The sequence below is a fragment of the Halomonas campaniensis genome (assembly GCF_002211105.1).
Classification (GTDB): domain Bacteria; phylum Pseudomonadota; class Gammaproteobacteria; order Pseudomonadales; family Halomonadaceae; genus Vreelandella; species Vreelandella campaniensis_A.
On the sequence record NZ_JPUA01000026.1, the window covers coordinates 126,452 to 152,265 of the forward strand.

A 25,814-nucleotide genomic window follows, 5' to 3' on the forward strand; every position below is an offset into this window, starting at 1 on the left:
CGCGCAGATGACCAGGCCGAGTAGGGCACCGCCCACCAGATCACTGAACCAGTGTACGCCGACCGCCAGCCTTGATAGCGCCATGGGCAGCGCCAGTGCGAGTGCTATCCAATATACCCAAAAGCGTTTTTGACGAGGTATCTCGGCCGCGACGAAGGCAGCTGCAAGGCCGACGAGCACCACGGTGGTTGACGTATGGGCGCTCGGATAGGAGAAAGAGCCCATCAAGTAGTCCGGCGTCTCTGGGCGAGCGCGGCCAAACAGCCCTTTGCCCACTGTGTTTAAAAGGGCGACACCGGCAAACGCGCCACACCAGTGCAGTAAAGCCTCCCATCTCCTACTCAACAGCATCCACGCCGCCCAAGGTAGTATTAAGGCGATAATGCCCAGGGTGTCGCCAATTCGGGCAAATATGTTCCCCGCTAGGTAAGAAAAATCACTCTGCAACATGGCGAACAATTGCTGAACGAGCAGATCCATTTCCAGCGGGCCGTGGTGGGTAATGATCAGCAATGTCCAGCCAGACAAGCTGCCCAACGCTATGACCAGCAGTAGTAGCGAGGCCAAGGGCACATCACCGGTTTGGCTCATCGCAAGCCAAGGTCGACGCAGCAGCGGTACGCGACGAATGCTTCCGGCAATTGTCCGGTAAAGTCGCCCATGCCTTGTCGCCTGATGTCGGCCCCATGAGAAAATGACGGCAAGCGTGACAACTATGGCTGCAAATATGAGTAGTGCCGTCTCTAAACCCGGCGGCAGATTTAGATGGTGCTGCCAGGTGCGGCCCAGCAAGTACCCAGGCAGTACATAGGCTGGTGCCCACAGCGCCGCAGAGGTTAGGTTGGCCCAAACGAACGTCCTTGGTGACATCTGCATCATGCCCGCCACCAGTGGAATAATCGGCCTTACCGGGCCGACAAAGCGGCCAATAAACACCGACCAAATACCATAGCGCTGAAAGAAGCGCGCCCCGCGACCTAACCATTCGGGATGCTGAGACAGTGGCCATCGCTGTGTGACCTGTTCTCGGTGCTTGAAACCTAGCGAAAAACTGATCCCATCGCCTAACACTGCGCCGATAAAGGCGGCGCCGATTAACCAAGCTAGGCCGATATCCTGGTGGCCCGCCAGGGAAGCTGCGGTGGTGATCAACACCACCCCTGGCACCAGCAGCCCCACTAGGGCCAGTGATTCTACTAATGAAATGACCAGCACCAGGCAGATGATAAGCGGCGGTGATGGCGTTAATGAATGGAGCATATCAGCTAGCGGCACAGAGAACTCCACCGTCAGAAAATTGAGATGAAAAGCTAGGGCTAGACGTTGGCTAGGGCGGCGCCGCGTGCTTCCAGGCGCTTTACATAGTGCGCGAAGTATTCTGTACGGCTAGGGAGGCAGGCCGCAATGCGTGCTTCCAATTGGCCGGTTTCTACTAAGACGCGCTGTGAAAGTGCTCTTTGCAAACGTTCGCGCACTAGCAGCGCACCGCTTTCGCTCGTGTCAGGAAGTACGAGCCAAAAAGTGGCACTGTCCGCGCGCCCAAGCACGTCATGATCGCGGCAACGGCTATTCACTTCACCACACAGCGCCCCCAGCAGTGCCGTTTTTGCCCGGTGGCCAAACTGCTCTTCTGCCATATCCAGCTGCGGTAAATGCAGCACCAGCACCGCGAGTTGCTGATTGAGCATTGCAGCGCGTTGGAACTCGCTATGTAAGCGCTCTTTTAGCGTATCAATGTGGTAGGCACTGCAATCGCTATCATTGGGGTCTGTTGCCCGCAGAAGCGCCCGACGCCGCGCATGTTCCCAGCGTGGGAGTGCGAGGAGCAGCGTCAAGGCTGCATAGCCAACGATAATGGCCGGGGGGGCCGAGGAGACCGAGGGAAGCAGCCACCACAAAGGCCCGATCCCGATATTGACCAGTAATGCGGCCCAGAGTGGTAGCAGTAAAAAAGCAGCGGTAATCGGCAGGCCTAGCCAGATAGGCGATACCTGAGGCTGATAATAAAAAGCGCCCAAGACGGCCGAATAGGTTCCGCAAAGTAGAATAATGCGCGGTAGGTAGCTCTTTACCCCATGCCCGATATGCATTAACAGGGCCGACATTAGCAGCAGCGTCATAAAGGTGGGAATCAACAGGTCGCGGTAATCTCCCATGGCATATAGCCAGAGCGCGTAGCCTGCCATGAGTGGGATGCTGGCCGCATAGGCGAGTGTCATCAACCGATTGGGAATATAGTGCTCGCTCATATTGTCTCTCGCACCCGTTCAGCCGGTAGTTTACTGATCTCATGCACCGAAAGCTTTGCCGGTTCGATATCAATTAACTCAAGGTGTTCGCTGGCGATATTGTCGGGTAAGTCGGCGAGCAGTAGGCTGCGTCGTTGCGAGGCTTCTTTAGGTGAGCTGGCGAGAATCAATGTCGCCAGCGTTGTGCTGCTTAAGCGGTAAACATTTTCAAAATCGTAGGTTAACTCGCACAGTTTTTGCGCCGTTGGCCAGAGTTGGTGGCGTTTTACATGTAAAATGAATAGCTCTGCATGGACACCTTCCCGTTCACAGCGCGTTTGTTCCCGGCTGATATCGCGCAGCAACTGCTCACCTGCCCACAGGTTAAGGCCTGGGATCAAGCGCAGGCGTTGACGAATCGAGCCATTCATATCGATAAGCTGCTGTGCTCTGGATAAAGCCAGCAGGCCCAGTACCAGCAGAGAGCAAATCAGTAGTATAAAGGCGGGCGCATTCAACAGCGGCGCTACCATTACAGAGCTGATCAGCCCAGCACTGAGATTGAAAGCAGCTACCCAATTATTTTGTGGCAGCATCAGCATTGCCGCCCACGCCCAGATTAAAATGCCGTGCCGCTCTGGGGCCGCCGCAATTAAACCCAGTAGCAGTGCACCAGGCACAATTTGCCACGGTAATCCCCGTGAGCGGCGATGGCTAAAATCAAGCATTAGCGCGGTGATAAATAACCAGCCGACAGATAGCCACAGCACGAGGGCCGCAGCGGGGGGCGTGGCAGGTGTCCATAATGCCAGGGCTACGGCCGCGGCTAGTAAATTGGCCCGTAGTAGGCGGATTTTGTACTTGCTTTGCATGGTGACTTATTATTCGTCCTGAATAACCAGATGTGTCTCATCAAGTAAAGTAATTGTAGGATAATAAAGGTACGCGACACACTAGCGCCTTAATCGCCCTCAGTATAACGGCGAAATGACGTAACATAAGCAAAACGTAGAAAACAGCTACATTCGGCTAATTAAAAAATTAAAGCACTCTTCGCATGGAGACACTATGAGCGCTTCAACACCGTTCCAAGACGAGGCCCTTCAGCATTTATCTGCCGAAAATGTGCCCGCCTATATGCAGGCCTTGGGGCAGGCGGCGCGGCGTGCCGCTAGTGAACTGCGCAGGGCGGATACGGGGGTAAAAAACCGTACTCTGTTGGCCATGGCAAAACGCGTGGCTGAAGCGCGAGGCCAAATACTGGACGCCAACGCTGAAGATTTACAGCGTGGCCGCCAGAATGGTTTGGAGAGCGCGCTGTTAGATCGTTTAGCCCTGAACGACGCGCGTATAGATGCCATGATTGAAGGGTTACAGCAGGTGGCGGGCTTACCTGACCCGGTGGGTGAAATTGGCGATATGCGCTATCGGCCTAGTGGTATCCAGGTGGGCAAAATGCGCGTGCCGCTGGGTGTCATCGGAATTATTTACGAGTCGCGGCCGAATGTGACCCTGGAAGCGGCGAGCCTGTGTCTGAAATCAGGCAATGCCTGTATTTTGCGCGGCGGATCGGAAGCCAGTCAGTCCAATGCTGCCATTAGCGCCTGTATCCAGTTGGGATTGGCGGATGCGGGCCTGCCTGCCGGTAGCGTGCAGGTGGTAGCCACCACTGATCGTGCGGCGGTGGGGGAAATGATCAGTATGCCGAAATACGTTGATGTGATTATTCCCCGCGGTGGCAAGTCGTTGATTGAGCGTATTAGTCGTGATGCCCGCGTACCGGTCATTAAACATCTCGATGGCGTATGCCATGTGTATATCGATACTACTGCCGACCCCGCCAAGGCGTTAGCCATTGCTGTCAATGCAAAAACCCATCGCTACGGCACCTGCAATACCATGGAAACGCTGCTGGTGGATGCCCCGGTTGCGGATCTGCTACTGCCCGAGTTAGCCCGTGCTTATGCTGAGCATGAAGTCGAGCTGCGTGGCTGTGAGCGAACCCAGGCACTGTTACCCCAGGCTGCAGCAGCCGAAGAGAGCGATTGGTATGCCGAATATTTGGCTCCCGTACTGGCCATAAAAGTGGTCGATGGTATCGATGAGGCGATTGCCCATATCGAGCAGTACGGCTCTCACCATACGGATGCCATTGTTACTCAGGATTACTCGCTGGCACGTCGCTTTATGGCGGAAGTCGACTCCAGTTCGGTGATTGTCAATGCTTCGACCCGCTTTGCCGATGGTTTTGAGTACGGGCTGGGTGCCGAAATTGGCATTTCTACCGACAAGCTTCACGCCCGTGGGCCTGTTGGTTTAGAGGGCCTAACCACGCAGAAGTACGTAGTGTTCGGTGACGGCCAGGTGCGTGAATAGGGTGGTGAGATGAGTCAAGCGGAACAACGTATCGGCATGTTAGGCGGTACCTTTGACCCTGTTCATCTGGGCCATTTGCGCAGCGCGGTGGAGCTGCATGAGGCGCTGTCGCTTGATCGGCTGCATATGATACCCGCCCAACAGCCACCGTTACGTGGTCGGCCCCAGGTTTCTGCGCAGCAGCGTTTTGAACTGTTAGCTGCGGGGATTGGTGATACCCCCGGGCTGGTTGCCGATGCCCGCGAGCTGCGCCGTGAAGGCCCCTCTTACAGCGTCGACACGCTGGCGGAGCTGCGCGCCGAGGTCGGCGACCAGGCGCGTCTGGTGATGGCGATTGGTTTTGATGCTTTTCTTAGGCTCACCCAGTGGCATCGGCCAGAGCGCTTGTTCGAGCTTGCCCATCTAGTGGTGATTGCAAGGCCGGGCTATAACGATCCGCTACCGGCATCATTAATGGAACTGGTAGAGCATCGCAGAGTCGATAGCGTAGAGACATTGATGCAGCGGCCATTTGGCGGTTATTTGTCGCTGGAATTGCCATCGCTGATGGCGATCTCTGCAACCTACATTCGTGAGTGTTTAGAGGCGGGGAAAAGTGTCCGCTATTTGCTGCCAGATCCCGTTGAACGGGCCATTGAGCAGGGCGGTCTTTATCGTCGGCGCGAATAGCGCTGGCAGTCATCAAAGAAGCCGTTACAATGGCCGGCTTTATTGACCGATTAACCACTAAAGGTTGTCTTTAGGAGTCATGCACATCGATACATTGAAAAACCTAGTCGTTGACGCGCTAGAAGAACTGAAAGCACGTGACATCACGCAGTTGGATGTTGCCAAATTAACCGAGGTAACTGACCTCATGCTGATCGCCAGCGGCACTTCAACACGTCATGTGGCGGCGCTGGCACAAAACGTCGTGGAAAAAGCCAAGGCCGCAGGGTTAGGGCCGTTGGGCGTTGAAGGTGGCGATAACGCCGATTGGGTGCTGGTTGACTTGGGCGATGTTGTTGTCCATGTGATGATGCCTGAGGCGCGCACGCTGTATGACCTGGAGCGTCTGTGGGCCGATCTGCCCAGCGATTCAGGGGCAATTGGCGAATCGCTTGAGCGCTTTCAAGAGCGAGCCAGCATGTCATGAGGATCCGGCTGTTAGCGGTGGGAAGCAAAATGCCCGGGTGGGTAGAAGAGGGCGTCGATACTTACCGCAAACGGCTGCCGAGAGATTTTAATCTCGAGATAGAGGAAATTGCCCTCGGCCAGCGTGGCAAGAATGCAGATATCGCGAAAGCGCGCGCCCAAGAGGCGCAGCGTATTCGCGATAAGCTGCGTGGCGACGAATACGTGGTAGCCCTGGAAGTTAAAGGTAAGCCATGGACCACCGAGCAGTTGGCACAGGAAGCCGACACCTGGCGCATGGCCGGGCGCGATATTGTCCTGCTTGTGGGTGGGCCCGATGGCCTTGAGCCCTCGCTATCGGCGATGGCTGATAAAAAGTGGTCGATCTCCCCGCTGACGCTGCCCCATCCGCTGGTGCGGATAATGCTTGCCGAGCAGCTCTACCGTGCCTGGACATTACTGATAGGTCACCCTTATCACCGCTAACGGCTGACTGAGATGGCAGGCGATCACTGTTATGCCCTGCTGCGCCTTTTGTTTGATTTGATTGTTTGATTTGAGAGTCATCGTTGCCATGCTCAAGCGCCCCAACACGCTAAAAAACTCCGAGCAAGAACTGCGTATTTTTCGTGTTAGAGCGCTACTCGCGGTGCTAGTGGTTTTTGTGCTTGCCTGCTTGCTAACGAGTCGCTTGGTTTATTTACAGATCGTCCAGCATGATATGTATAGTACGCGCTCCGAAAATAACCGGGTTCGCGTCGAGCCGCTGCCGCCGAACCGCGGCTTGATCTATGACCGCAATGGCGTGCTGCTGGCTGAAAACCGTCCTACCTACAACCTCACGCTGGTACGCGAGCGGGTCGATAACCTGGACGAAACCCTGGCGCTGCTGGTAGATCTGCTTGAGCTGCCAGAGGAAGAAATTGAGGCATTCAATGTGCGTTCACGCCAACGCCAGCGCCCCTTTCAGCCTGCGCTACTTACCAGTGACCTAAGCGAAGAGCAAATCGCGCGCCTGGCGGTTAACCGACACCGCTTGCCTGGTGTGGAGATAGAGGCCCAGCCGCTGCGTTATTATCCCGATGCAGAAGTAATGGCGCATGCCTTAGGCTATGTTGGGCGTATTAACGCGGAAGAGATGGAAACGCTGGATGCGGGCCGCTACGCGGGTACTCACTTTATTGGTAAAACCGGTATTGAGCGTTTTTACGAAGAAGAACTGCACGGTCAGGCAGGTTTGCGCAAAGTTGAAACGAACGCCCGTGGCCGAGTGTTGCGCGAACTTGGCCGCACCGATCCCGTGCCCGGGGCGAATCTAACGCTAACCATAGACAAGTCGATGCAGATGCTGGCTTATGAGCTCCTGGATGGCCGTCGCGGCTCTATTGTGGCCATTGTGCCGGCCACCGGCGAAATTTTGGCAATGGTATCGACCCCAGGGTTTGATAGTAATCAATTTGTCACCGGGATCGACGTTGACTCTTATCGAGGATTGCAGGAAGACCTCGACCTGCCGCTGTTTAATCGCGCTATTCGTGGTCACTATCCGCCAGGTTCTACGATTAAGCCGTTTCTGGCGCTCGCAGGATTGGTCGAAGGGGTGATCACCCCAGACAGTACCATCAATGACCCCGGTTACTACCAGCTGCCTAATGATTCCCGTCGCTACCGAAATTGGCTACGTTGGGGGCATGGGCGTGTCGATATGGAGCGCTCACTGGCCGTCTCCAATAATACTTACTACTACACCTTGGCCCATGACCTGGGCATTGATAATTTGCATGAACAAATGAGTAATTTTGGTTTTGGCCAGCGGGTGGCCCATGACGTACAAGGAGAAAGCACCGCTTTGATGCCCTCGCGAGACTGGAAGCGTGCGCGCTTTAATCAGCCCTGGTACCCCGGCGAAACCCTCTCGGTGGGGATCGGGCAAGGCTATTGGCAGATCACACCTCTCCAGCTCGCCAGCGCCACGGCAACCCTGGCCAATCGCGGTCACTGGGTGAAACCGAGGCTGGCCCGCCAGATTGGTGATACCCCCGTTCCACGTGATCTACCCAATACCTTGAATGATATACAGCTAGCCAATGATAGCTGGTGGGATAGGGTATTCAGCGGTATGGAGAAAGTGATGAGTGGCCGGGAAGGCACTGCACGCCGAACCGGTGTCGGCCTTGAGTACCGGATGGGCGGCAAATCTGGCACGGCGCAGGTGTTTTCGCTAGGACAGGATCAGCGTTACAACGCCGACGAGTTGGCAGAGCGGCTACGTGACCATGCGCTGTTTATGGCTTTTGCCCCGCTGGATGATCCTCAGATTGCCGTGTCCGTTATTGTCGAGAATGCCGGCGGCGGTAGTACCCACGCGGCCCACCTGGCGCGGGCCATGACGGATGCATGGTTGCTCAAAGATGATGCCCCCGATGTTGAGGAAGTGCGCGAAGTGCTGGAAGAAGATGATGCCAATGTGGAGGGTAACTAAACCATGCCTTGGCATTATATAGCGCGATCAATGCGTGGCCATCCTGTACGACCACCCGAAAGTGGCATCGCCAGGCGCAAGAGTATCTGGGAGCGAATCCATCTCGATCCCTGGCTGCTGGGTTTGCTGCTGATTTTAATGGGCAGTGGCTTAATCGTTCTCTACAGCGCTTCAGGGCAATCCCTTGATGCGGTGATTGGTCAAAGTATGCGCTTTGGAATCGCGTTGGTTGGAATGGTGATTATTGCCCAGTTTTCGCCATCGACCTTTTTGCGCTGGGCGCCGCTGGCGTATGGCGTCGGGGTTGCCATGCTGGTGGCTGTGGATGTGGTGGGCGATGTGGGCATGGGGGCTAAGCGCTGGCTAGTGATTCCTGGCGTGATACGTTTTCAACCATCGGAAATGATGAAGCTGGCGGCCCCGTTAATGGTCGCTGCCTACCTAAATCGTTGCGAGCTACCGCCGCGCCTGCGCGATATTGTGGTATGCGGTGTCATTATTGGCGTTCCTGTGGTGCTCACCGCGATCCAGCCAGATTTAGGCACCTCGCTACTGGTGTCCAGCGCTGCCCTGATCGTCGTGCTGTTGGCGGGTTTATCGTGGCGTTTAATCGGGTTTATTGCCGCCCTGGGGGCTGCGGGTGTGCCGCTGCTCTGGATGAATATGCATAACTATCAGCGCCAGCGGGTATTGACGTTTCTCAACCCGGAAAGCGATCCATTGGGGTCAGGTTGGAATATTATTCAGTCGACCACCGCTATTGGCAGTGGCGGACTATGGGGAAAAGGTTGGCTGCAGGGCACCCAGTCCCAGTTAGAGTTTTTGCCTGAACGGCACACCGATTTCATTATTGCTGTCTTGGGTGAGGAGTTTGGTTTGGTCGGTATGCTGGCGCTGCTGCTCATGTACCTATTGATTGTGAGCCGTGGTTTGTGGATGGCAAGCTCAGCGCAAGATACCTTTGGCCGCTTGGTGGCGGGGAGCATCATTTTAACATTTTTCATTTACGTGTTTGTCAATATGGGCATGGTAAGCGGCATTTTACCCGTGGTAGGGGTGCCGCTGCCATTGGTGAGTTATGGCGGCACCTCAAGCGTGACCTTGCTAGCGGGTTTCGGTATTCTCATGTCAATACATGCTCATCGTCGGCTACTGTCACGGTAGGCAACGCTGCCCCTCTCAAACAACGCCTTGTTGCTCGTCAATGAAAAGCTTAGGCATGGATGTTTCTGGAATGAATAGCTCAACAGTGGAGAACCAATGAACAAGGTTCAAGGGAAGACGAGCTGCTATGTGTTGGCCGCGCTGATGTGCTGGACAACGACCACGTTTGCCGATCAGCCTTCACAAGGATCTCAATTCGCTGTTCCACAGCATTTTGCACCCCAGCAGAATGCTGATAGCCAAGCGCTGATGGAAGAGCTGGTCGAACAAGGGCTTCCCCAGGCTTGGCTGGAAGAAGCGCTAGGGCAGGCTAAATACACGCAGAGTGTATTGGATGCCATGGAAGGAGCCGCGGAGCGTCGCCTTAAGTGGCATGAGTATCGCGATATTTTCCTGACCCAGCAGCGTATTGAAGAGGGGGTGGCGTTCATTGATGCGCATGCCGATGCCCTCTCGCGAGCCGAAAACACCTATGGCGTACCTGCAGAGGTTATTGCTGCCATTATTGGTGTTGAAACCTACTATGGCCGACATAAAGGCCAACACCGAGTGCTGGACTCGCTTGCCACACTGGCGTTTCACCACCCGACAAGGGGGGCTTTTTTTCGTGGTGAGCTAGCGGCTTTTTTACGCATTGCCTACGAACAGGAGGTCGACCCTACCGAGCTACGCGGCTCTTATGCAGGGGCCATGGGCTATCCGCAATTTATTCCCACCAGTTACCAAGCTTATGCTGTTGATTTCGATGACGATGGGCGGCGGGATCTTTGGGAGAACCCGGTCGATGCGATTGGCAGTGTTGCCAATTACTTTGCTGAGCATAACTGGCAGCCAGGTGGGGATATTTACCACCAGGCAAGGGGGCCAGAGGTACTACCCGTAGAGCTACTGCAGGAACTCTCATTCAATCAAACGTCGCCTCCTACGGTGAGTGTTGCGCAGTTGGCTGGCCATGGTATTGAGGCTGAAGAGTCTCTTGATGATAATTTGTTAGTCATACCTTTGGCACTTGAATTCGCCGATGGGGAAACCCGATACCGGTTAGGTGAGTTTAATTTTTACGTCATTACCCGTTACAACCACAGTCACCTCTACGCCATGGCTGTCACCGAGTTGGCGGAAGCGATTGCTGAGCTGCATGAGGATGAGGCATGAATAGCAAACTGACGATGGCCCAGCGGGCAGGGAGCATGATCGCTTTATTAGCCCTGGTCGCCGGCTGTGCCAGTAATGAAACCCAACGAGTAGACGCGCCTAGCTCTAGTAAACCATCGGCAGCCCCTACGTCATCGGCGGCCAGCAACAGCAGCGGTCGCTATGCCATGAGTGGCGATGCTTACCCCCTTGAGCCACCGGATGTTACTAAAGTGCCTGATGCCGAGCCGCGCATCGAGCAGCCTTCTCGATCAGGTAACCGTCCTAGCTATGAGGTGTGGGGTAAAACCTACCATGTGCTGCCAGATGCAACGGGCTATGAGAAGCGCGGTACGGCTTCCTGGTACGGTGAAAAATTTCATGGATACGCGACCTCAAACGGTGAAATCTACGACATGTATAAAATGTCGGCGGCGCACCGTTCGTTGCCTCTACCCACCTTTGCGCGGGTTACCAGCCTGGATAACGGGCGGTCGGTGATTGTTCGGGTAAATGATCGTGGTCCCTTCCATAGTGACCGGGAGATCGATCTCTCCTATGCGGCAGCCGCCCGCCTAGGCTTCCTCGACAATGGTACCGGTTCCGTGAAAGTGGAAGCGATCAACCCTGAGCAGTGGCTAGCCGATCGGGGCAGAGTGGGTAGCGCTCCCGCACAGCCAAGCGTCGCGGAGACGTCGCGGGGTGAGTCCAGCGCTTCACCTGCGCCTGTTCAGGCCGTGGCGTCTGCGCCACCAACATCTGCACCCTCGTCTCAAGCGCCAGCGACGCAGTCGTCATCAGGCCAAAATGAAACAGGTAATGAAACAGGTGACGTAGTGTATTTACAGATCGCGGCGTTAGGTAATCCGGAAGGTGCCCAGCAGTTACAGCAGCGTTTAGAAGGTGAGCAGCCCCACGCGGTGCGGATTATGAACGATGCGGATGTTTATCGAGTTCAAGTGGGGCCCATTACTTCGGGCCAAGAACTTCAAGCGCGAGAAACACTGCGCCAAGCAGGGTTCCCCCAGGTCTTTGTTGTGCGATAATTCATCCCTCCTAATTTATTTCTTGTGGCGCGTCTTACGCGCCGCCATATTTTACAAATAAGCTTTTTAATCAAGCTTTCAAGTAAGTGAGACTGACGTTATGAACGTATTTACATCCATTGGTCGCTCTGCCCGCCTGTGCCTCTTTGCTGTTGTGGTGACCGTTGCCGTACCCGCCGGTGCCCAGTCAACTCCTCAACCGGTCATTCCACAACCACAAACCATTATTCCTGCTGCTCCCCAGTTAGCGGCAAGCTCCTGGATACTCATGGATGCGAATAGTGGCCGCATACTGGCAGAGCATAACTCCGATGAACGTCTGCCTCCGGCGAGTTTGACCAAGCTGATGACCGCCTATTTAGTGGAGCGTGAACTCAATCGTGGCACCATTAATCTCACTGATATGGTTAATATTAGTGAGAACGCATGGCGTACCGGTGGCTCGAAAATGTTTATCGAGGTGGGTGATCAAGTCTCAGTGGATGACCTCCTCCACGGTATTATTATCGTTTCAGGGAATGATGCCAGCGTGGCCATGGCTGAGCATTTGGCGGGCGGTGAAACGCCTTTTGCGGATCTGATGAACCAACACGCCACACGTTTGGGCATGCATAACACTAACTTCCAAAATGCCACTGGTTTGCCAGCTGAAAATCACTACTCAACGGCCCATGATTTGGCACAGTTATCCCAGCATATTATTAATGATTACCCCGACCACTACGAAATATACTCCCATCGCACTTTCTCTTATGGCGGTATTGACCAACCCAACCGTAACCGTCTGCTATGGCGTGACCCGTCTGTAGATGGCCTGAAAACTGGCTGGACGACTGAAGCGGGGTTCTGCCTGGTGTCATCGGCCAAGCGTGATGATATGCGCTTGATTTCGGTGGTCATGGGAACCAATTCTGACGAAGCGCGCGCTCAGGAAACCCAAAAGCTGCTCAGCTATGGTTTCCGCTTTTTTGAAACCATGAAGCTTTATGAGCGTGGTGCCGTACTGGCAACGCCACGGGTTTGGGGCGGCGATATCAACGAGCTGCGCGTCGGTGTGGATGAAGAAGTGTTTATGACGTTGCCGCGCAACCGTAATGAAGAGTTACGCGCGCGCCTTAACCTCAATCCAGACTTGAAGGCACCGATCGCCATTGGTGACGAGGTCGGCACGCTGGAAGTGCACTTGGGTGACGAAGTGGTCGGCGAGCGTCGCCTAGTAGCACTGGAAAACATCGAAGAGGGTGGCCTGTTCAAGCGCCTGTTCGATCAGGTACAGCGCTTCTTTAGTAACTTGATTAGTAATTTTACCGATTAATCAGCACAACGAACTGAACGATGAATGGTTGTGCTGTGTATCTGTAATAAACGGTGTCTTTACGAAATAGGCTTGTTATGAAAAAAGATGCTCCCCAGGGGCTGCGTGATTTGCGCCAACCGGCGGCTCAGGAGCCGCCTAAAATCACTTTTCCCTGTGATTACTCGTTAAAAGTTGTAGGTGATGCCGCCGAGGATTTCCCTGCCTGCGTGTGCCAAGTGATTGTGCGCCACGACCCTGACTTCGATGCAACTGCGATGCAGGTAGTCGACAGTCGCAATGGCCGCTTTCAATCGGTGCGAGTGGTGATTAGGGCGACCGGAGAGCAGCATATTAAGGAGCTGTTTGAGGATCTTAAGGCTACCGGCCGTGTGCATATGGTGGTGTGACTGTGGATAGCCCCGCACCGATTGAGCTGCACGACTTGGGACACCAAGCCTATCTGCCGGTGTGGGAGGCCATGCGCGCGCTAACGGATACTCGGGATGCGCAAACGCCGGATCAGTTCTGGCTGGTTGAGCATGACCCGGTATTTACCCAGGGCCAGGCTGGTAAACCCGAACATCTGCTACTGCCCGGCGATATTCCGGTGGTGCATGTTGATCGAGGGGGGCAGGTCACCTATCACGGCCCAGGTCAGGTCGTGCTGTATCCACTGCTGGATGTACGGCGAGGCAAAATTGGCGTTCGGGATCTAGTCACTGCATTGGAAAATGCCGTGATTGATGTTTTAAGCGGCTATGGTGTGAGCGCCCGGTCAAGGCCGGATGCGCCCGGTGTGTATGTAATGACCGAGGCGGGGGAGGCGAAGATTGCTTCACTTGGTTTGCGTATTCGGCGCGGAGCAAGCTTTCACGGCGTGGCGTTAAATGTAGACGGAGACTTGGCGCCTTTTTTACGCATTAATCCCTGTGGCTACGCGGGAATGCCCATGGTGAAGCTGGCTGACTTGGTCGTTTTGCCAAGCGAGCACCGGGTGGGTGAACAATTGGCTAAAGCATTAGCCATAAGGTTAAACCGCGAATTGGTGAGTGTTGAACGTTCACCGCTTTAAAAAGCGTGCCACCTTCCCCCGCCCAAGGTAGTTAGGCTGGTAGCCTGAAGGGGGGGAATACTCAACATCGGGTGACGCAGCGCCATCTTGGGAATTCCCTGATGGCGCTAGGTTGAGGCCTACCCTACGTTGAGCGCTGGAATTATATTGGAGTTTGCTTCCTGCTCCTGGCCGGGGATCGCGGCAGGGGAGGCGAGCCCCAGGTTGTTTTTCTCGAACACCCGGTCGGCGCGGTAGCTAGAGCGTACCAGCGGGCCTGAAGGCACTTCCATAAAGCCTTTTTCCAGGCCAATCACGCGGTAGCGATCAAACTCTTCAGGCGTTACCCAGCGCTCTACCGAAAGGTGGTTTTTGGTTGGGCGAAGGTACTGGCCGAGAGTGACGATATCCACGCCAATTTCGCGAAGATCGTCAAAGGTTTGCAAAATCTCTTCGTCCGTTTCACCCAAGCCCAGCATCAGGCTGGTTTTGGTAATGATGTCAGGACGATAGCGCTTGGCATGGGCAAGTACATCAAGGGTTTTACGGTAACCTGCCCGCCGGTCACGCACGCGAGCTGTCAGACGTTCCACGGTTTCCACATTCTGGGCAAATACTTGCAGACCAGAATCGACGACGCGTTCGATAGCTTTGAGTTCGCCATCGAAGTCGGGGGTTAAGGCTTCCACGACCACTTCTGGCGTGCGCGCTTTTATCGCACGAATGCAGTTGGCGTAGTGGGTGGCGCCACCATCGTCGAGGTCGTCACGGTCTACTGAAGTCAGTACGATGTAGCGCAGCCCCATTAGCTCTACGGATTTGGCCGTGTTTTCTGGCTCTTCTTGATCCAGCCAGCCCTGGGGGTTGCCGGTATCCACCGCGCAGAACCGGCAGGCGCGGGTGCATACCGAGCCCATTAGCATGATCGTAGCAGTGCCGTTGCTCCAGCACTCGCCCATATTGGGGCAGTGGGATTCGGCACAAACGGTGCTTAAGCGATGGGTGGCGACGTTCTTCTTGACCGCCTCAAAACGCTCGCCCCCTGGGATCTGTGCTCGCAGCCACTTGGGCTTGCGCTCAAGCTCAACAGAAGAGGGCTCTGGCTGCGCTTTGCGCTGCTTCATGCCATCCTTGATCACCGACATGCCACGTTCGTTACGGTATTTTTCACCGCTGGACACGCGCTGCGAGGGGGTATTGCTCATAGGGACAGAGCCTCTCTTCTGTGCGGTAGGCCAAAGGCATGAAAGGGTGTCGTCCCTTCCAGAGCCTGCCAATTGTTACCTAATTAATACCAAGTATGCGCGATATTTTATCGCCCTAGTGTCCACTAATGTAACATATCTCGTCGTCGACAAGACACCGTAAGCCGTTACTCGCTTTCAGGGTGAAAGTATCGGCAAACAGGCTACCCCATGGCTGGGCAGGGGACTGGAGGGCGCCTGAAAGTGGCGACGGTAATCGGGTAAGTGCTCTCGAACAAAACTTAAAAAGAGCTCTGCGACCGGTGTGGGTAAGCGCTCCCGCGTATAGACCGTGCACCAAGAGCGGTGGATGGGGAAGTCGGGCAGCCCCAGTTCAAAAAGTAACCCCTGCTCAAGCTCCAACTGAACCGCCAAGCGTGGCAGCACGGCTACGCCCAAGTGGGCCATGACACCGCCTTTGATTGCCTCGTTGGTGCCCAGCTCGATGCAGTGGGGAAGGGCAACCTGCTGGCTGGCTGCCATCTGCTCAAAGGCGTTGCGTACACCAGAGCCGGGTTCGCGCATCAGAACATAGTGGCGAGCGAAGTCCGCTAATGAGGGTTGTGGCATCGAAAGTAGCGGATGCTCTGGCCAGACAACGGCGATCAGTTCGTTATCAATAATCGGCATCACCACTAAACGTTCGTCTTCAGGCACCATCGCCATGATGACGAGATCATCCTGCTGTTCCGTGAGTCGCTCGAGCGCCTGACGGCGGTTGCACACCTTTAAGCGGACGTGCACCTCAGGATAGCGAGCACGAAAACGGGCAAGTAAATAAGGCACTACATATTGGGCTGAGGAGACCGCTGCGATATTAAGTTCTCCGCTAATTTTGCCGTTAATATCCGATAGGTTCATTTCCAGCCGCGAAAGCTGACCAAAAATTTCTCGCGCTGAGTGGGCGAGGGTGTCGGCGGCAGGTAGCGAGTGCAGGGTTTTGCCCGCGTAATTGAAAAGTGGCTGACCCAATGCCAGCTCCAGCTGACGTATTTGTGCGCTCACCGCGGGCTGGGTCAATCCCAACTGCTCAGCTGCACGGGAGTATGAGCGCTGCCGGTGCACCGCTTGGAAGACCTGAAGTTGCCGAAATGTCAGGCGATTGAGCAGGTTGGGGGATGACATAGCTACCTCGTAGTGGGCACCCTTAAACGTTTAAAGAGTAATATCAAAATCAGGCTCAATCGCCAGGGCAAAGCATGCTAACACTGAATCTTTAGCGCTGCCTAAACAGGCCTTGATTAGTCGTGTAAGGCGTAATTGTAAGGGTTAAAGATCGACGTAGTGCACGTAGTGGACTAGACTATATTGCATTGCAGCATTATTGCTTTCGGGTCTGATGCTTGTGCATCAACCCAACGGGAGACCCTATGAACTTTCTTGCCAATCCTCTGACCACCTCTTTGTTCCCAGCTAGCGCTTTTAGAAGCGCATGGTCGAAACAGAATAATGACGCCACCATGGTGCCCGGTAGCGAGGCGATCGCAGCTTTTTTCGACCCGTTCGGATTTGGTCGTGCTGCCTTTGGCTACTGGCGTGACAGCATGGAGCGCAGCGTTCTCTATCTGGATGTGATGCGCGAACGCGGTAATCAGTACCTTGAGCATATGGAGCAAACCAAGCCCAATGTGCTGGGGTTCGATACTGAAGTACTCATGGATGGTCGTACACTACCCCGGCCAACCAACTACGAGCTGTTGCGCGTGCTGCCTCACGAAGGGACGGAGATTGATCTACAAAAGCGCCCCTTTGTTGTGGTGGATCCCCGTGCAGGTCATGGGCCAGGGATTGGCGGGTTTAAGCCGGACAGTGAGTTGGGCGTGGCGCTCAAAGCAGGGCATCCTTGCTATTTTATTGGCTTTTTGCCGTTTCCAGAGCCGGGCCAAACCGTCGAAGACGTCGTTGAGTCGGAAATTGCCTTTCTTCGCCATGTGATCGAACTTCATCCCGAAACTACCGAAAAACCAATGGTGGTGGGCAATTGCCAGGCGGGCTGGCAGCTCATGATGGCGGCCGCCCTGGAGCCGGACGTATTCGGCCCTATTCTGATTGCCGGTGCACCGCTCTCTTACTGGGCTGGCGAGCATGGCAAAGCGCCGATGCGTTATACCGGTGGTATGGCAGGAGGCAGTTGGATTACGGCGCTCACCAGCGACATCGGCGATGGTTTGTTCGACGGCGCCTGGTTAGTGCAGAATTTTGAGCGCCTCAATCCAGCCAACACCTATTGGAAAAAGCAGTATCACCTTTACGACAATATCGATACTGAAGCAGGCCGTTACCTCGATTTTGAGCGCTGGTGGGGTGGTCACGTCGTATTGGGCGGTGAAGAGATCCAGTATATTGTTGATAACCTGTTTATCGGCAATCGACTCTCTACCGCCCAACTGGTGACCCGCGATGGGCGTCGCATCGATCTGCGTAATGTGCGCTCGCCAGTGGTCGTGTTCTGTTCGCGTGGCGACGATATCACACCGCCCCCTCAAGCCCTGGGCTGGATTCGTGATTTGTATGAAAACGAAGACGACATCATCGCGAACGAGCAAACCATCGTCTATTGCCAGCACGATACCACCGGCCACTTAGGCATTTTTGTTTCGGGTAGTGTGTCACGTAAAGAGCATACCGAATTCACTGCCAATATGGATTACATTGACGTACTGCCGCCTGGCTTGTATGAAACGTCCATATCACCGGCCGAAAAGGGCGAAGATGCCGAACTGTTCGAGCGTGACTACCTGCTCGAATTTATGCCGCGCAACTTTGCCGAGCTGGATCGGGCGGTCATGCATAAGCCGGAGGATGATCGGCGTTTTGCTACCGTGGCCCGTATCTCCGAGATCAATCTGGGAATGTACCGGCTCTTTATGCAGCCCTGGCTAAAAGCGATCATGACGCCGGAAGCAGCCCGCTTTATTCGTCGTATGCACCCGATTCGGTTAGGCTACAAGCTGCTCTCCGACCGTAACCCGCTTTCAGTACCGTTGCCGGTAATGGCGGAAGCCGTGCGCAAGAATCGTCACCCGGTAGCGCAAGACAACCTGTTTAAAGCGCTTGAAACCATGGGGTCTGATCAGTTGGTGGCCGGTCTCAATGCTATGCGCGATTTACGCGATAGCAGCACCGAAAAAATGTTTATGGATATCTACGGCCAACCGCTGCTGCAGGCTGCCGTTGGCCTGTATGGCGATGCCCATGTTCATCGCCGCCGCCCTGGCGCTGAACCCGAGCATCGTCGCTTTATTGAACAGCGTCAGGAAGCGCTACGCGAGAAAATTGCCCAGGGTAGTGCCCATGAAGCGGTTATGCGCTCGCTTATCTACGTACTCGGTGGTGCTCCAGCCACAGATGAACGTAACTTTAAGCGGTTGCGTGCCTCCCGGGCAGAGCTAGAGCCAGGTATCAAGCTGAGCGATTTTAAAAACCTGGTGCGCGAGCAGTTCTTTATCTTGAAGCTCGATAGGGAACAGGCGTTGAATTCGTTGCCTACTCTACTGGCAGGTAGCAGCAGCGCCGATATCGATGGCTATATCAGCCACCTTGAGCATGTGTTTGCCGCCAGCGGGGAGCTTTCTGAGCATGCTGCTGAGCGTTTTGCTCAGATTAAAGCGCTGTTTGATAAGGCTAGGCCCAGCAAGTCGGTAGAGAATAAACCGGTCGAGAGCAAGCCAGCAGCGAGTAAGGCTGCAGCGAGCAAACCAGCAGCGAACAAAACTGCAGCGAGCAAGCCCGCAAAGAGAAGGGCGGCTGGGGCAGCCAAGCCTGCTGCTGCACAGAAGCCAACGAGTGATGATAAGCCTCAAGCCACTACGGCAAAGCCTTCCGCAGCCCCGTCAGCTAAGCCTGCGCCAGCGGCTGTTGAGCAGCCTGTTGTTAATGAGTCAGCGCCTTCAAGGGAGCCTACGCCTGCGTCGTCTGCGGCGAAAGATTCGATCAGTGAGCCAACGGCTAAACCAGCTAGGCCTGCTGGGCGAAAAAAGACGCCCCCTAAGCGCTAAAACAGTGCCTTAGATTACCACGCCCCCGCCTATTTGGTGGGGGCGCTTTGTTTGTTTCCGTCGCTTTTGGGTTGCTGTAATGCCGGTGGCAGTCTAGTGTCTAGCTACTCTTTGTCTAAAACGATGTTTAGAAGCGCGTTTAAAAGCATGTTTAAAAGTATGTCGAGAAACTACGTCTTAAGACTCCGGATTCCCCCTGCGGCTTGGTTGCTACTGGCGCTTCACCAAGGGCTGGGGTAGGGTAGGCGCATTTTTTTCATCCGTATCTTGTTTAATGGGCGGTTTCGTCCCAGCGATACGGCACCGAATTCAGAGCACGCGCTAGACAGCCCGTGCATTAGGAAAGTGGAGCACTATGGGCAAGTCACTGGTCATCGTCGAGTCGCCAGCGAAAGCGAAGACGATTAACAAATATCTCGGCAACGATTTCATCGTGAAGTCGAGCGTGGGTCACATTCGTGACCTGCCGACCAGCGGCTCAGGTAAGGCAGCCTCCGACCCCAAGGAGCGCGCACGCCAGGCCGCAGCGACACGCAAGATGTCGGCGGAAGAGAAAGAAGCGTATAAAAAGCGTAAAAATCAGGATCAACTGATTCGGCGGATGGGGATCGACCCTAACAACGGCTGGGAAGCCCGCTATGAGGTGCTGCCCGGAAAAGAGAAAGTCGTTGCCGAGCTCAAAAAGCTGGCTGAGAAAGCCGACGCTGTCTATCTCGCAACGGATTTGGATCGCGAAGGGGAAGCCATTGCCTGGCACCTGCGCGAGACCATTGGTGGAGACGATAACCGCTATAAGCGAGTGGTGTTTAACGAAATCACCAAAAACGCTATTCAGGACGCCTTCAAGGCGCCTGGTGCGCTTAATATACCGCGGGTGGAGGCGCAGCAAGCCAGGCGCTTCCTGGATCGTGTGGTGGGCTTTATGCTCTCGCCTCTATTGTGGGCGAAGGTGGCGCGTGGGCTGTCGGCGGGTCGTGTGCAGTCAGTTGCGGTACGACTGATTGTCGAGCGTGAGCGTGAAATTCGCGCCTTTATACCTGAAGAGTTTTGGGACGTTCACGCGGATTTGGCCTCACCCGAGGGTGAGCTGGTGCGTTTTGCCCTGGTACGCCAGGATGGCAAACCCTTTAAGCCCACCTCCGAAAAAGACACCCTGGCGCGTATTGAGCAGCTCAGAAAAGCCAAGCTGGCAATTACCTCCCGGGAAGATAAGCCGACTAGTTCAAAACCCACGGCGCCCTTTATTACCTCAACGCTGCAGCAAGCAGCGAGTGGTCGATTAGGCTTTTCAGTCAAAAAGACCATGACCATGGCCCAGCGCCTCTACGAGGCGGGTTACATCACCTATATGCGTACCGACTCCACCAACCTGTCGAAAGATGCGGTTGAGAGTGTACGCAGTTATATCGGCTCAGAGTTTGGCGAGCGCTACTTGCCAGAAGCGCCTAATCGCTACAGTAGCAAAGAGAGCGCCCAAGAGGCCCACGAAGCGATTCGTCCCTCCAGCGTTGAGCGTAAGGCCTCCGACCTGGCCGGTATGGAGCGCGATGCGGAGCGTCTATACGAATTGATCTGGCGTCAGTTTGTGGCTTGCCAAATGACCCCCGCAGAGTACCTGTCCAGCACCCTGAGTGTGGAGGTCGATGGCTATGAGCTGCGCGCCAAAGGCCGCGTGCTGAAGTTTGATGGTTATACTCGGGTGATGAAGCCCAGTGGAAAAAATGAAGACCAGAGCCTGCCCGACTTGCCTAAGGGCACGCCCATGGCGCTGGAAGCCCTCGATCCTCAGCAGCACTTCACCAAACCCGCGCCACGCTACACCGAAGCAAGCCTGGTCAAGGAGCTTGAGAAGCAGGGCATTGGTCGGCCTTCGACTTATGCCTCGATCATCTCGACGATCCAGGATCGTGGCTATGTGAAGCTCGAAAACCGTCGCTTCTACGCTGAAAAGCTAGGCGATATCGTCACCGAGCGGTTGAAAGAGTCCTTCCCTGATTTGATGGACTTCTCGTTTACCGCCCGCATGGAGGATAGCCTGGATGAAGTCGCCGAAGGCGAACGTAACTGGCAGGCGCTGCTAGACGCCTTCTACGAGGAGTTTAAGGAAGAGCTGGCCAAGGCAGAGAGCGAAGATGGCATGCGGCCCAATCAGCCAGTGCCCACGGATATCGATTGCCCAAGCTGTGGCCGTCATATGCAGATTCGTACTGCGTCTACCGGGGTTTTCCTGGGGTGCAGTGGCTACAATTTACCGCCCAAAGAGCGCTGCAAAACCACCATTGACCTGATTCCAGGTGAAGAGGCGGTGGCTGAAGATGCGGGTGAGGAGGCCGAAACTGATGCGCTGCGTGCCAAGCGACGCTGCCCCAAGTGCGGCACGGCGATGGACAATTACCTGCTCGACGAAACGCGCAAGCTACACATCTGCGGTAACAGCCCCGATTGCGACGGCTATGAAGTGGAGAGCGGAAAATTCAAGATCAAGGGCTACGATGGCCCGATTATCGAATGCGATAAGTGTGGCTCTGAGATGCAGTTGAAATCAGGCCGCTTTGGTAAGTATTTTGGCTGCACCAATAGTGAGTGTAAAAATACTCGTAAACTGTTGAAGAGTGGCGAAGTGGCGCCGCCAAAAATGGATCCTATCCCGATGCCGGAACTGGCCTGTCAAAAAGTTGACGACCACTACGTGCTACGTGACGGAGCAAGCGGACTGTTTCTGGCTGCCAGCAAGTTTCCGAAAAATCGCGAAACGCGGCCACCGCTAGTGAAAGAGCTGAAGGCGCATGCCGACGAGCTGCCTGAGAAGTATCACTTTATTCTCAAAGCGCCCAGCGAAGATCCCGATGGCCGTCCGGCGCAAATCCGCTACTCGCGTAAGAGTAAAGAGCAGTATGTGATGACGGACGAAGAGGGCAAGGCCACTGGTTGGAAGGCGATGTTTGACGGCGGTAAATGGCATGTGGAGGACAAACGCAAGTGAATGCACGGTCACGCACCAATCAGCTACTCTACCAAGCGGAGCTACTGGTAATATTGCCTGCGGGGGATGATGAGCATGCCCCCGCACGGCAGATGGCGTTGGAAGAGAGCGCTTTAGCGCTGTTTGAACTGGCGTTAGAGTCGCTATTGCGTGAAGTGACCGAACATGCCCGCCTGCCAGAGCATCGTTGGTCTGTGTTGTTGGCCCCTGAGGGGCCTGCGTTAGCCGAGTTACAGCGTCTGCGCGATTTAGCCGCTCAGCCGGAAAGCTGGCTAAATTGGCTGGAGGAGCAACTTGAGCGCCTACACAGTGACGAAGGTGCCGCGCGGCGCGCTACACACAACCCCGCTATGATTGCGGTGGGGAATCAAATCGGTTTGCGTCAACAGTTACTAGAGAATCTTCAGGCCGCTAAGCGTGAAATAGGTGCGCTGCGTGAAACTAGCCTGGAGTGGTAGTGTTTACTGTTATGTATCGCCCACGTCATCAAGGAAGGAGATCATGATGCGCTATAACCAAGTGAAAGATTTAGTCGAATGGGCCGCGGGTTTTCATGCCCGCATGGCGCGCCAGTATAGCGAAGCTGCTGACGAGGCAGAGAATGAGCGCCTGCAGATGGCATTGAATTACTTGGCCAGCCGCGAGCTGAAAATGAAAACTGGCCTTGAAGATCTCTTCCGCGAGGGCTCTGATCATTCAGAGGTGCTGGAGTTATGGTTCGATGACTCCAGCGATTTCCCCCAGCCGCCTGAGTTGGATCGCCTGGCCGAACAAACAATCACCGGTTCGATAGAGGATGCGATGAGAACTGCCACATCGGCGCATCAACGTCTGCAATCGCTCTACGAACATCGTGCTTCACGTGCGAAAATTGAGCCTGAAGAGGAGTTTTTCAACGCTCTGGCTCAAGGGCATAATTCTGAAATACGCCATATAATGGCGAGTATGGAAGAGTTGCAGGGCGTTTAATGCGTTTTTATCAGTGGCTTATGAGGCATGGCTTTTGGGGCGCGTTAGCCACGTATATGATGAAATTACTAACGGCAGATGTGGGAATAAGGTATAACAGCCACCAGATGTACCTAGTCGGCCAACCACGGGCTAATTTGTTTCGAGAGCTACCATGTTTTTAGTTAATCGCCGTCGATTTTTAGCCATGGCGCTGAGCCTCCCAGCCGTTGCCAGCGCTGCTGTCACTGCGCCAGTCATTACTGAGCCAGGGCAGGCTGCACCAACTGACCTGGTGCAAACGTTGCTTAGTCGAGCCCATGTGCCGCGCCACAGTAATGAGGTGTGGGTGCTGGTGGATGATAAGGAGGCCTCTCTCAGTGTTTATCGGGGTAATGCGCTGATGGAGCGTTTTTCCCCTGTATCACTTGGCCGGGCTGGGGCTAAAACTCAGCGGGTTCGTGGCGATAACGTGACCCCCATGGGCGAGTTTCACGTCAACCGTTTTAATTACGAAAGCCAATGGCGTACGTTTATTGGTATTGATTACCCAACGCCGGTGCACGCTAGAATGGCACTGGAGAAAGGTATTTATTCCCAAACAGACTATGATGATTACTTCGACTACTATCGACGTTATGGCCACCCGCCGCAAAATACGGCGCTGGGTGGGGCGATTGGGATTCACGGCCTGGGTAGCGCAGATCCAGACATTCATGGTCGCTATCACTGGACACAAGGGTGTGTCGCCGTTACCAACGAGCAAATTGATCGCTTGGTAGCGCTCGTGGGTGTTGGCACTCGTGTAGTGATCCGTTAAGCTAATGCCGTTGATGGAAGTTCGAGGTTTTAAACAAGTGGCTATAGACATCCGCTGTGGTCTATTATAAAACAGCGTTTGACTTGCGTGCTTTGCAGCACAAGTCACTGAAAAGAACCTGCACCGCAGGTAGACAAATTTAAGCTAAGCATGTTATTTAAGTGCGTAACCTTATTTTTGTCATACCCTTAACGTAGTACCCAAGGACGACTCAAGGAGAACATTATGACTCTGAAAACTACTCTGAAGATGACTGCTGCTGCCGCTTCACTGGCAATTCTTGCTGGTTGTGCTTCTACCAGCGCGCTGGAAGAAGTTCGCATGACTGCAGAATCTGCACAGGCTGACGCTGCAGAAGCACGCAGCATGGCTTCACAAGCTATGAACACTGCAAACCAAGCCCAGCGCGATGCGCAGGCTGCTCTGCAGATGTCTGAGCAGAACCGTGAAGAAATGAACCGTATGTTCCAGCGCTCCATGCAGAAGTAATTCTGCTTGGGCTGCTGAGGGAGTCACCAGACTCTCTCAGCAGCTGCTGGATGTAGTTAGTTAAGATATCGAAAGCAGGGCGTCGTAAGTTTAAGCGTCAAACCATTAGATTATTTTACTAGCTGCGCAAAAAACCCCGCCTTGGCGGGGTTTTTTGTTGCTGCCTGCTTCTGCCGTTAAGCGTCTTTATCGCTGTCAGTGGCGGCGCTGAGCTTAAGTTCGTCAATCAACTCCACGGGTTCTGGTTCTGGCTCCGGGGCCTGAGGGCCAAAGAGGGCGATAAACTGGCCATCAGGGGCTTCGACAGCGCGCTGAATCCGCTCGGCATCTATTTCAACGTCACTGTCAGTTAGTTCGGTGACGCGCTCAAGGGCATTGAGGAGTGGCTCAAAGCCCTCCACATTCTCTTCCAGCTGCGGGAATGACTGCACAAATAGCGTGCCGTCGGCAGCAAAGCCTGCTTTGAACGGCGCGTCCATCAGGTTGACCTGGGTGCCGCTGGGCAGACGCTCATAGAGTGATTTTATGTCTTCCGGGTACATACGAATACAGCCGCGGCTGACGCGCATGCCCACGCCATCCGGGCGGTTAGTGCCATGAATCAGGTAGCTCGGCATGGCCAGCAGAATGGCGTGCTCGCCAAGGGGGTTCTGCGGGCCAGGTGGCACTACCGACGGGGCAGGCTCCCCGCGCTCAGCTGCTTCGCGACGCATGGAGGCCGGTGGTGCCCATGCCGGATCTTTTACCTTGACCGTTGTGCGAGTGATGCCCACTGGAGTGGCGAACTCTTCACGGCCAACGCTCACCGGGTAGGTTTCGACAATGCCGGGTTTATCGGCAGGATAGTAGTAGAGACGCAGCTCAGAAAGATTAACCACAACGCCTTCCCGCGGTGCGGGTGGCAGAATGTACTGGGCCGGAATCACCACCTCAGTACCTACGCCAGGTACCCAGAGGCTGACACCCGGGTTGGCCATGCGAATCTCTTCGTAACCAATGTTATGGCGCCGGGCGATATCGATCAGCGTTTGCTTGGGGTCTTCAACAACGACGGTGTAGCGCTCCCCTATCACATCGCCTTCATCAGGGAGGCGGAAGTGACCACGGGGCAGCTCGTCTTGACTGGCCACCTGGGTAGCACTGTCGGCGGCATCGATGCTGACTTGCTGAGCCTGCTGCTGTGGCGCCTCTTCTGACTGTTCTTGCGTCTGCTGTTCTTGCACTTGCACTTGCACTTGCACTTGCTCTTGGGCTGGGCTCTCGGCCTGCTCGTCGTCGGCCGATTGCGCAAAAGCGGGGCTTGCCAGGCTGGCCGCGAGTAGTACGGCCAAACTGGTGGGGCCCCAGAGGGTAAAGGTATTGCGAATGTTCATGGGTCGTTCCTAATGTGTTAATTCACTGCTGTTGCGCGATATGGGGCCGCGGTTGCTGGTTTATGGCT

The 25,814-nt window shown here is 54.9% G+C and carries 23 protein-coding genes; 17 read left to right on the plus strand and 6 right to left on the minus strand.

Translation table 11 applies throughout. The features are described from left to right. From JI62_RS09395 to JI62_RS09405, 3 genes are all read right to left on the minus strand, one after another. Window positions 1–1,275 (minus strand): bifunctional DedA family/phosphatase PAP2 family protein (locus JI62_RS09395; protein WP_240513196.1); only part of this gene is annotated, 1,275 nt, incomplete at its 3' end. Window positions 1,276–1,316: 41 nt separating this feature from the next. Continuing rightward, entirely contained in the window at window positions 1,317–2,249 is a 933-nt protein-coding gene (locus JI62_RS09400) for a diguanylate cyclase domain-containing protein (RefSeq protein WP_088699910.1), read from the minus strand. Next, complete coding sequence (locus JI62_RS09405; protein WP_088699911.1) at window positions 2,246–3,100, minus strand: hypothetical protein; 855 nt, start codon at window positions 3,098–3,100, stop codon at window positions 2,246–2,248. The genes JI62_RS09400 and JI62_RS09405 overlap by 4 nt, the downstream gene beginning before the upstream one ends. Before the next feature lie 196 nt (window positions 3,101–3,296). On the opposite strand from JI62_RS09405, the gene JI62_RS09410 reads away from it, so the two are divergent. The 11 genes from JI62_RS09410 (at window position 3,297) to lipB (ending at window position 13,912) form a co-directional block, all read left to right on the plus strand. Further along, window positions 3,297–4,604 (plus strand): glutamate-5-semialdehyde dehydrogenase, encoded by a 1,308-nt coding sequence (locus JI62_RS09410; protein ID WP_088699912.1) that lies wholly within the window; start codon window positions 3,297–3,299, stop codon window positions 4,602–4,604. A 9-nt stretch (window positions 4,605–4,613) separates the two neighbouring features. After that, a complete protein-coding gene (gene nadD / locus JI62_RS09415; protein WP_088699913.1) occupies window positions 4,614–5,273 on the plus strand; it encodes a nicotinate-nucleotide adenylyltransferase in 660 nt (219 codons plus the stop codon). A 79-nt stretch (window positions 5,274–5,352) separates the two neighbouring features. Then, a complete protein-coding gene (gene rsfS, locus JI62_RS09420) occupies window positions 5,353–5,739 on the plus strand; it encodes a ribosome silencing factor (RefSeq protein WP_088699914.1) in 387 nt (128 codons plus the stop codon). Continuing rightward, on the plus strand, window positions 5,736–6,203 hold the full coding sequence (gene rlmH / locus JI62_RS09425) for a 23S rRNA (pseudouridine(1915)-N(3))-methyltransferase RlmH (protein ID WP_088699915.1): 468 nt from the start codon (window positions 5,736–5,738) through the stop codon (window positions 6,201–6,203). Before rsfS ends, rlmH begins: the two co-directional genes overlap by 4 nt. Before the next feature lie 88 nt (window positions 6,204–6,291). Continuing rightward, window positions 6,292–8,199, plus strand: a complete 1,908-nt coding sequence (mrdA, locus tag JI62_RS09430; protein ID WP_088699916.1) for a penicillin-binding protein 2 — start codon at window positions 6,292–6,294, stop codon at window positions 8,197–8,199. A 3-nt stretch (window positions 8,200–8,202) separates the two neighbouring features. Continuing rightward, window positions 8,203–9,363 carry a rod shape-determining protein RodA gene (gene rodA, locus JI62_RS09435; RefSeq protein WP_088699917.1) on the plus strand — a complete coding sequence of 387 codons (1,161 nt, stop codon included), beginning with the start codon at window positions 8,203–8,205 and terminating at the stop codon, window positions 9,361–9,363. A gap of 96 nt (window positions 9,364–9,459) precedes the next feature. Next, complete coding sequence (gene mltB / locus JI62_RS09440) at window positions 9,460–10,518, plus strand: lytic murein transglycosylase B (protein WP_088699918.1); 1,059 nt, start codon at window positions 9,460–9,462, stop codon at window positions 10,516–10,518. Continuing rightward, window positions 10,515–11,543, plus strand: a complete 1,029-nt coding sequence (locus JI62_RS09445; RefSeq protein ID WP_088699919.1) for a septal ring lytic transglycosylase RlpA family protein — start codon at window positions 10,515–10,517, stop codon at window positions 11,541–11,543. Before mltB ends, JI62_RS09445 begins: the two co-directional genes overlap by 4 nt. 100 nt (window positions 11,544–11,643) lie before the next feature. Next, a complete protein-coding gene (locus JI62_RS09450) occupies window positions 11,644–12,858 on the plus strand; it encodes a D-alanyl-D-alanine carboxypeptidase family protein (RefSeq protein WP_088699920.1) in 1,215 nt (404 codons plus the stop codon). A 77-nt stretch (window positions 12,859–12,935) separates the two neighbouring features. Beyond that, on the plus strand, window positions 12,936–13,247 hold the full coding sequence (locus tag JI62_RS09455) for an HP0495 family protein (RefSeq protein WP_088699921.1): 312 nt from the start codon (window positions 12,936–12,938) through the stop codon (window positions 13,245–13,247). 2 nt (window positions 13,248–13,249) lie between these two features. Next, window positions 13,250–13,912: a lipoyl(octanoyl) transferase LipB gene (gene lipB / locus JI62_RS09460; protein WP_088699922.1), complete on the plus strand. Its 663-nt coding sequence runs from the start codon at window positions 13,250–13,252 to the stop codon at window positions 13,910–13,912. Window positions 13,913–14,031: 119 nt separating this feature from the next. On the opposite strand, the gene lipA is transcribed toward lipB, so the two are convergent. Both lipA and JI62_RS09470 read right to left on the minus strand, forming a co-directional pair. Beyond that, on the minus strand, window positions 14,032–15,096 hold the full coding sequence (lipA, locus tag JI62_RS09465) for a lipoyl synthase (RefSeq protein ID WP_088699923.1): 1,065 nt from the start codon (window positions 15,094–15,096) through the stop codon (window positions 14,032–14,034). Between the two features lie 177 nt (window positions 15,097–15,273). After that, on the minus strand, window positions 15,274–16,260 hold the full coding sequence (locus JI62_RS09470; protein WP_088699924.1) for a LysR family transcriptional regulator: 987 nt from the start codon (window positions 16,258–16,260) through the stop codon (window positions 15,274–15,276). A gap of 245 nt (window positions 16,261–16,505) precedes the next feature. Between JI62_RS09470 and JI62_RS09475 the strand changes: the two genes are divergently transcribed. From JI62_RS09475 to JI62_RS09500, 6 genes are all read left to right on the plus strand, one after another. Further along, on the plus strand, window positions 16,506–19,133 hold the full coding sequence (locus tag JI62_RS09475; RefSeq protein ID WP_088699925.1) for a DUF3141 domain-containing protein: 2,628 nt from the start codon (window positions 16,506–16,508) through the stop codon (window positions 19,131–19,133). Window positions 19,134–19,488: 355 nt separating this feature from the next. Further along, the gene (topA, locus tag JI62_RS09480) at window positions 19,489–22,116 is read left to right on the plus strand and encodes a type I DNA topoisomerase (protein ID WP_088699926.1); all 2,628 of its coding nucleotides are present in this window, start codon (window positions 19,489–19,491) and stop codon (window positions 22,114–22,116) included. After that, window positions 22,113–22,574: a DUF6586 family protein gene (locus tag JI62_RS09485; protein ID WP_088699927.1), complete on the plus strand. Its 462-nt coding sequence runs from the start codon at window positions 22,113–22,115 to the stop codon at window positions 22,572–22,574. Before topA ends, JI62_RS09485 begins: the two co-directional genes overlap by 4 nt. A gap of 46 nt (window positions 22,575–22,620) precedes the next feature. Next, window positions 22,621–23,085, plus strand: coding sequence for a hypothetical protein (locus JI62_RS09490; RefSeq protein WP_088699928.1), 465 nt, complete (start codon window positions 22,621–22,623; stop codon window positions 23,083–23,085). A gap of 154 nt (window positions 23,086–23,239) precedes the next feature. Beyond that, a complete protein-coding gene (locus tag JI62_RS09495) occupies window positions 23,240–23,884 on the plus strand; it encodes a L,D-transpeptidase family protein (RefSeq protein ID WP_088699929.1) in 645 nt (214 codons plus the stop codon). A 225-nt stretch (window positions 23,885–24,109) separates the two neighbouring features. After that, complete coding sequence (locus tag JI62_RS09500) at window positions 24,110–24,373, plus strand: Lpp/OprI family alanine-zipper lipoprotein (protein ID WP_022523170.1); 264 nt, start codon at window positions 24,110–24,112, stop codon at window positions 24,371–24,373. A gap of 176 nt (window positions 24,374–24,549) precedes the next feature. Here JI62_RS09500 and JI62_RS09505 read toward each other — a convergent pair whose 3' ends face one another. Further along, the gene (locus JI62_RS09505; RefSeq protein ID WP_088699930.1) at window positions 24,550–25,746 is read right to left on the minus strand and encodes a L,D-transpeptidase family protein; all 1,197 of its coding nucleotides are present in this window, start codon (window positions 25,744–25,746) and stop codon (window positions 24,550–24,552) included. Between the last annotated feature and the right edge of the window lie 68 nt (window positions 25,747–25,814).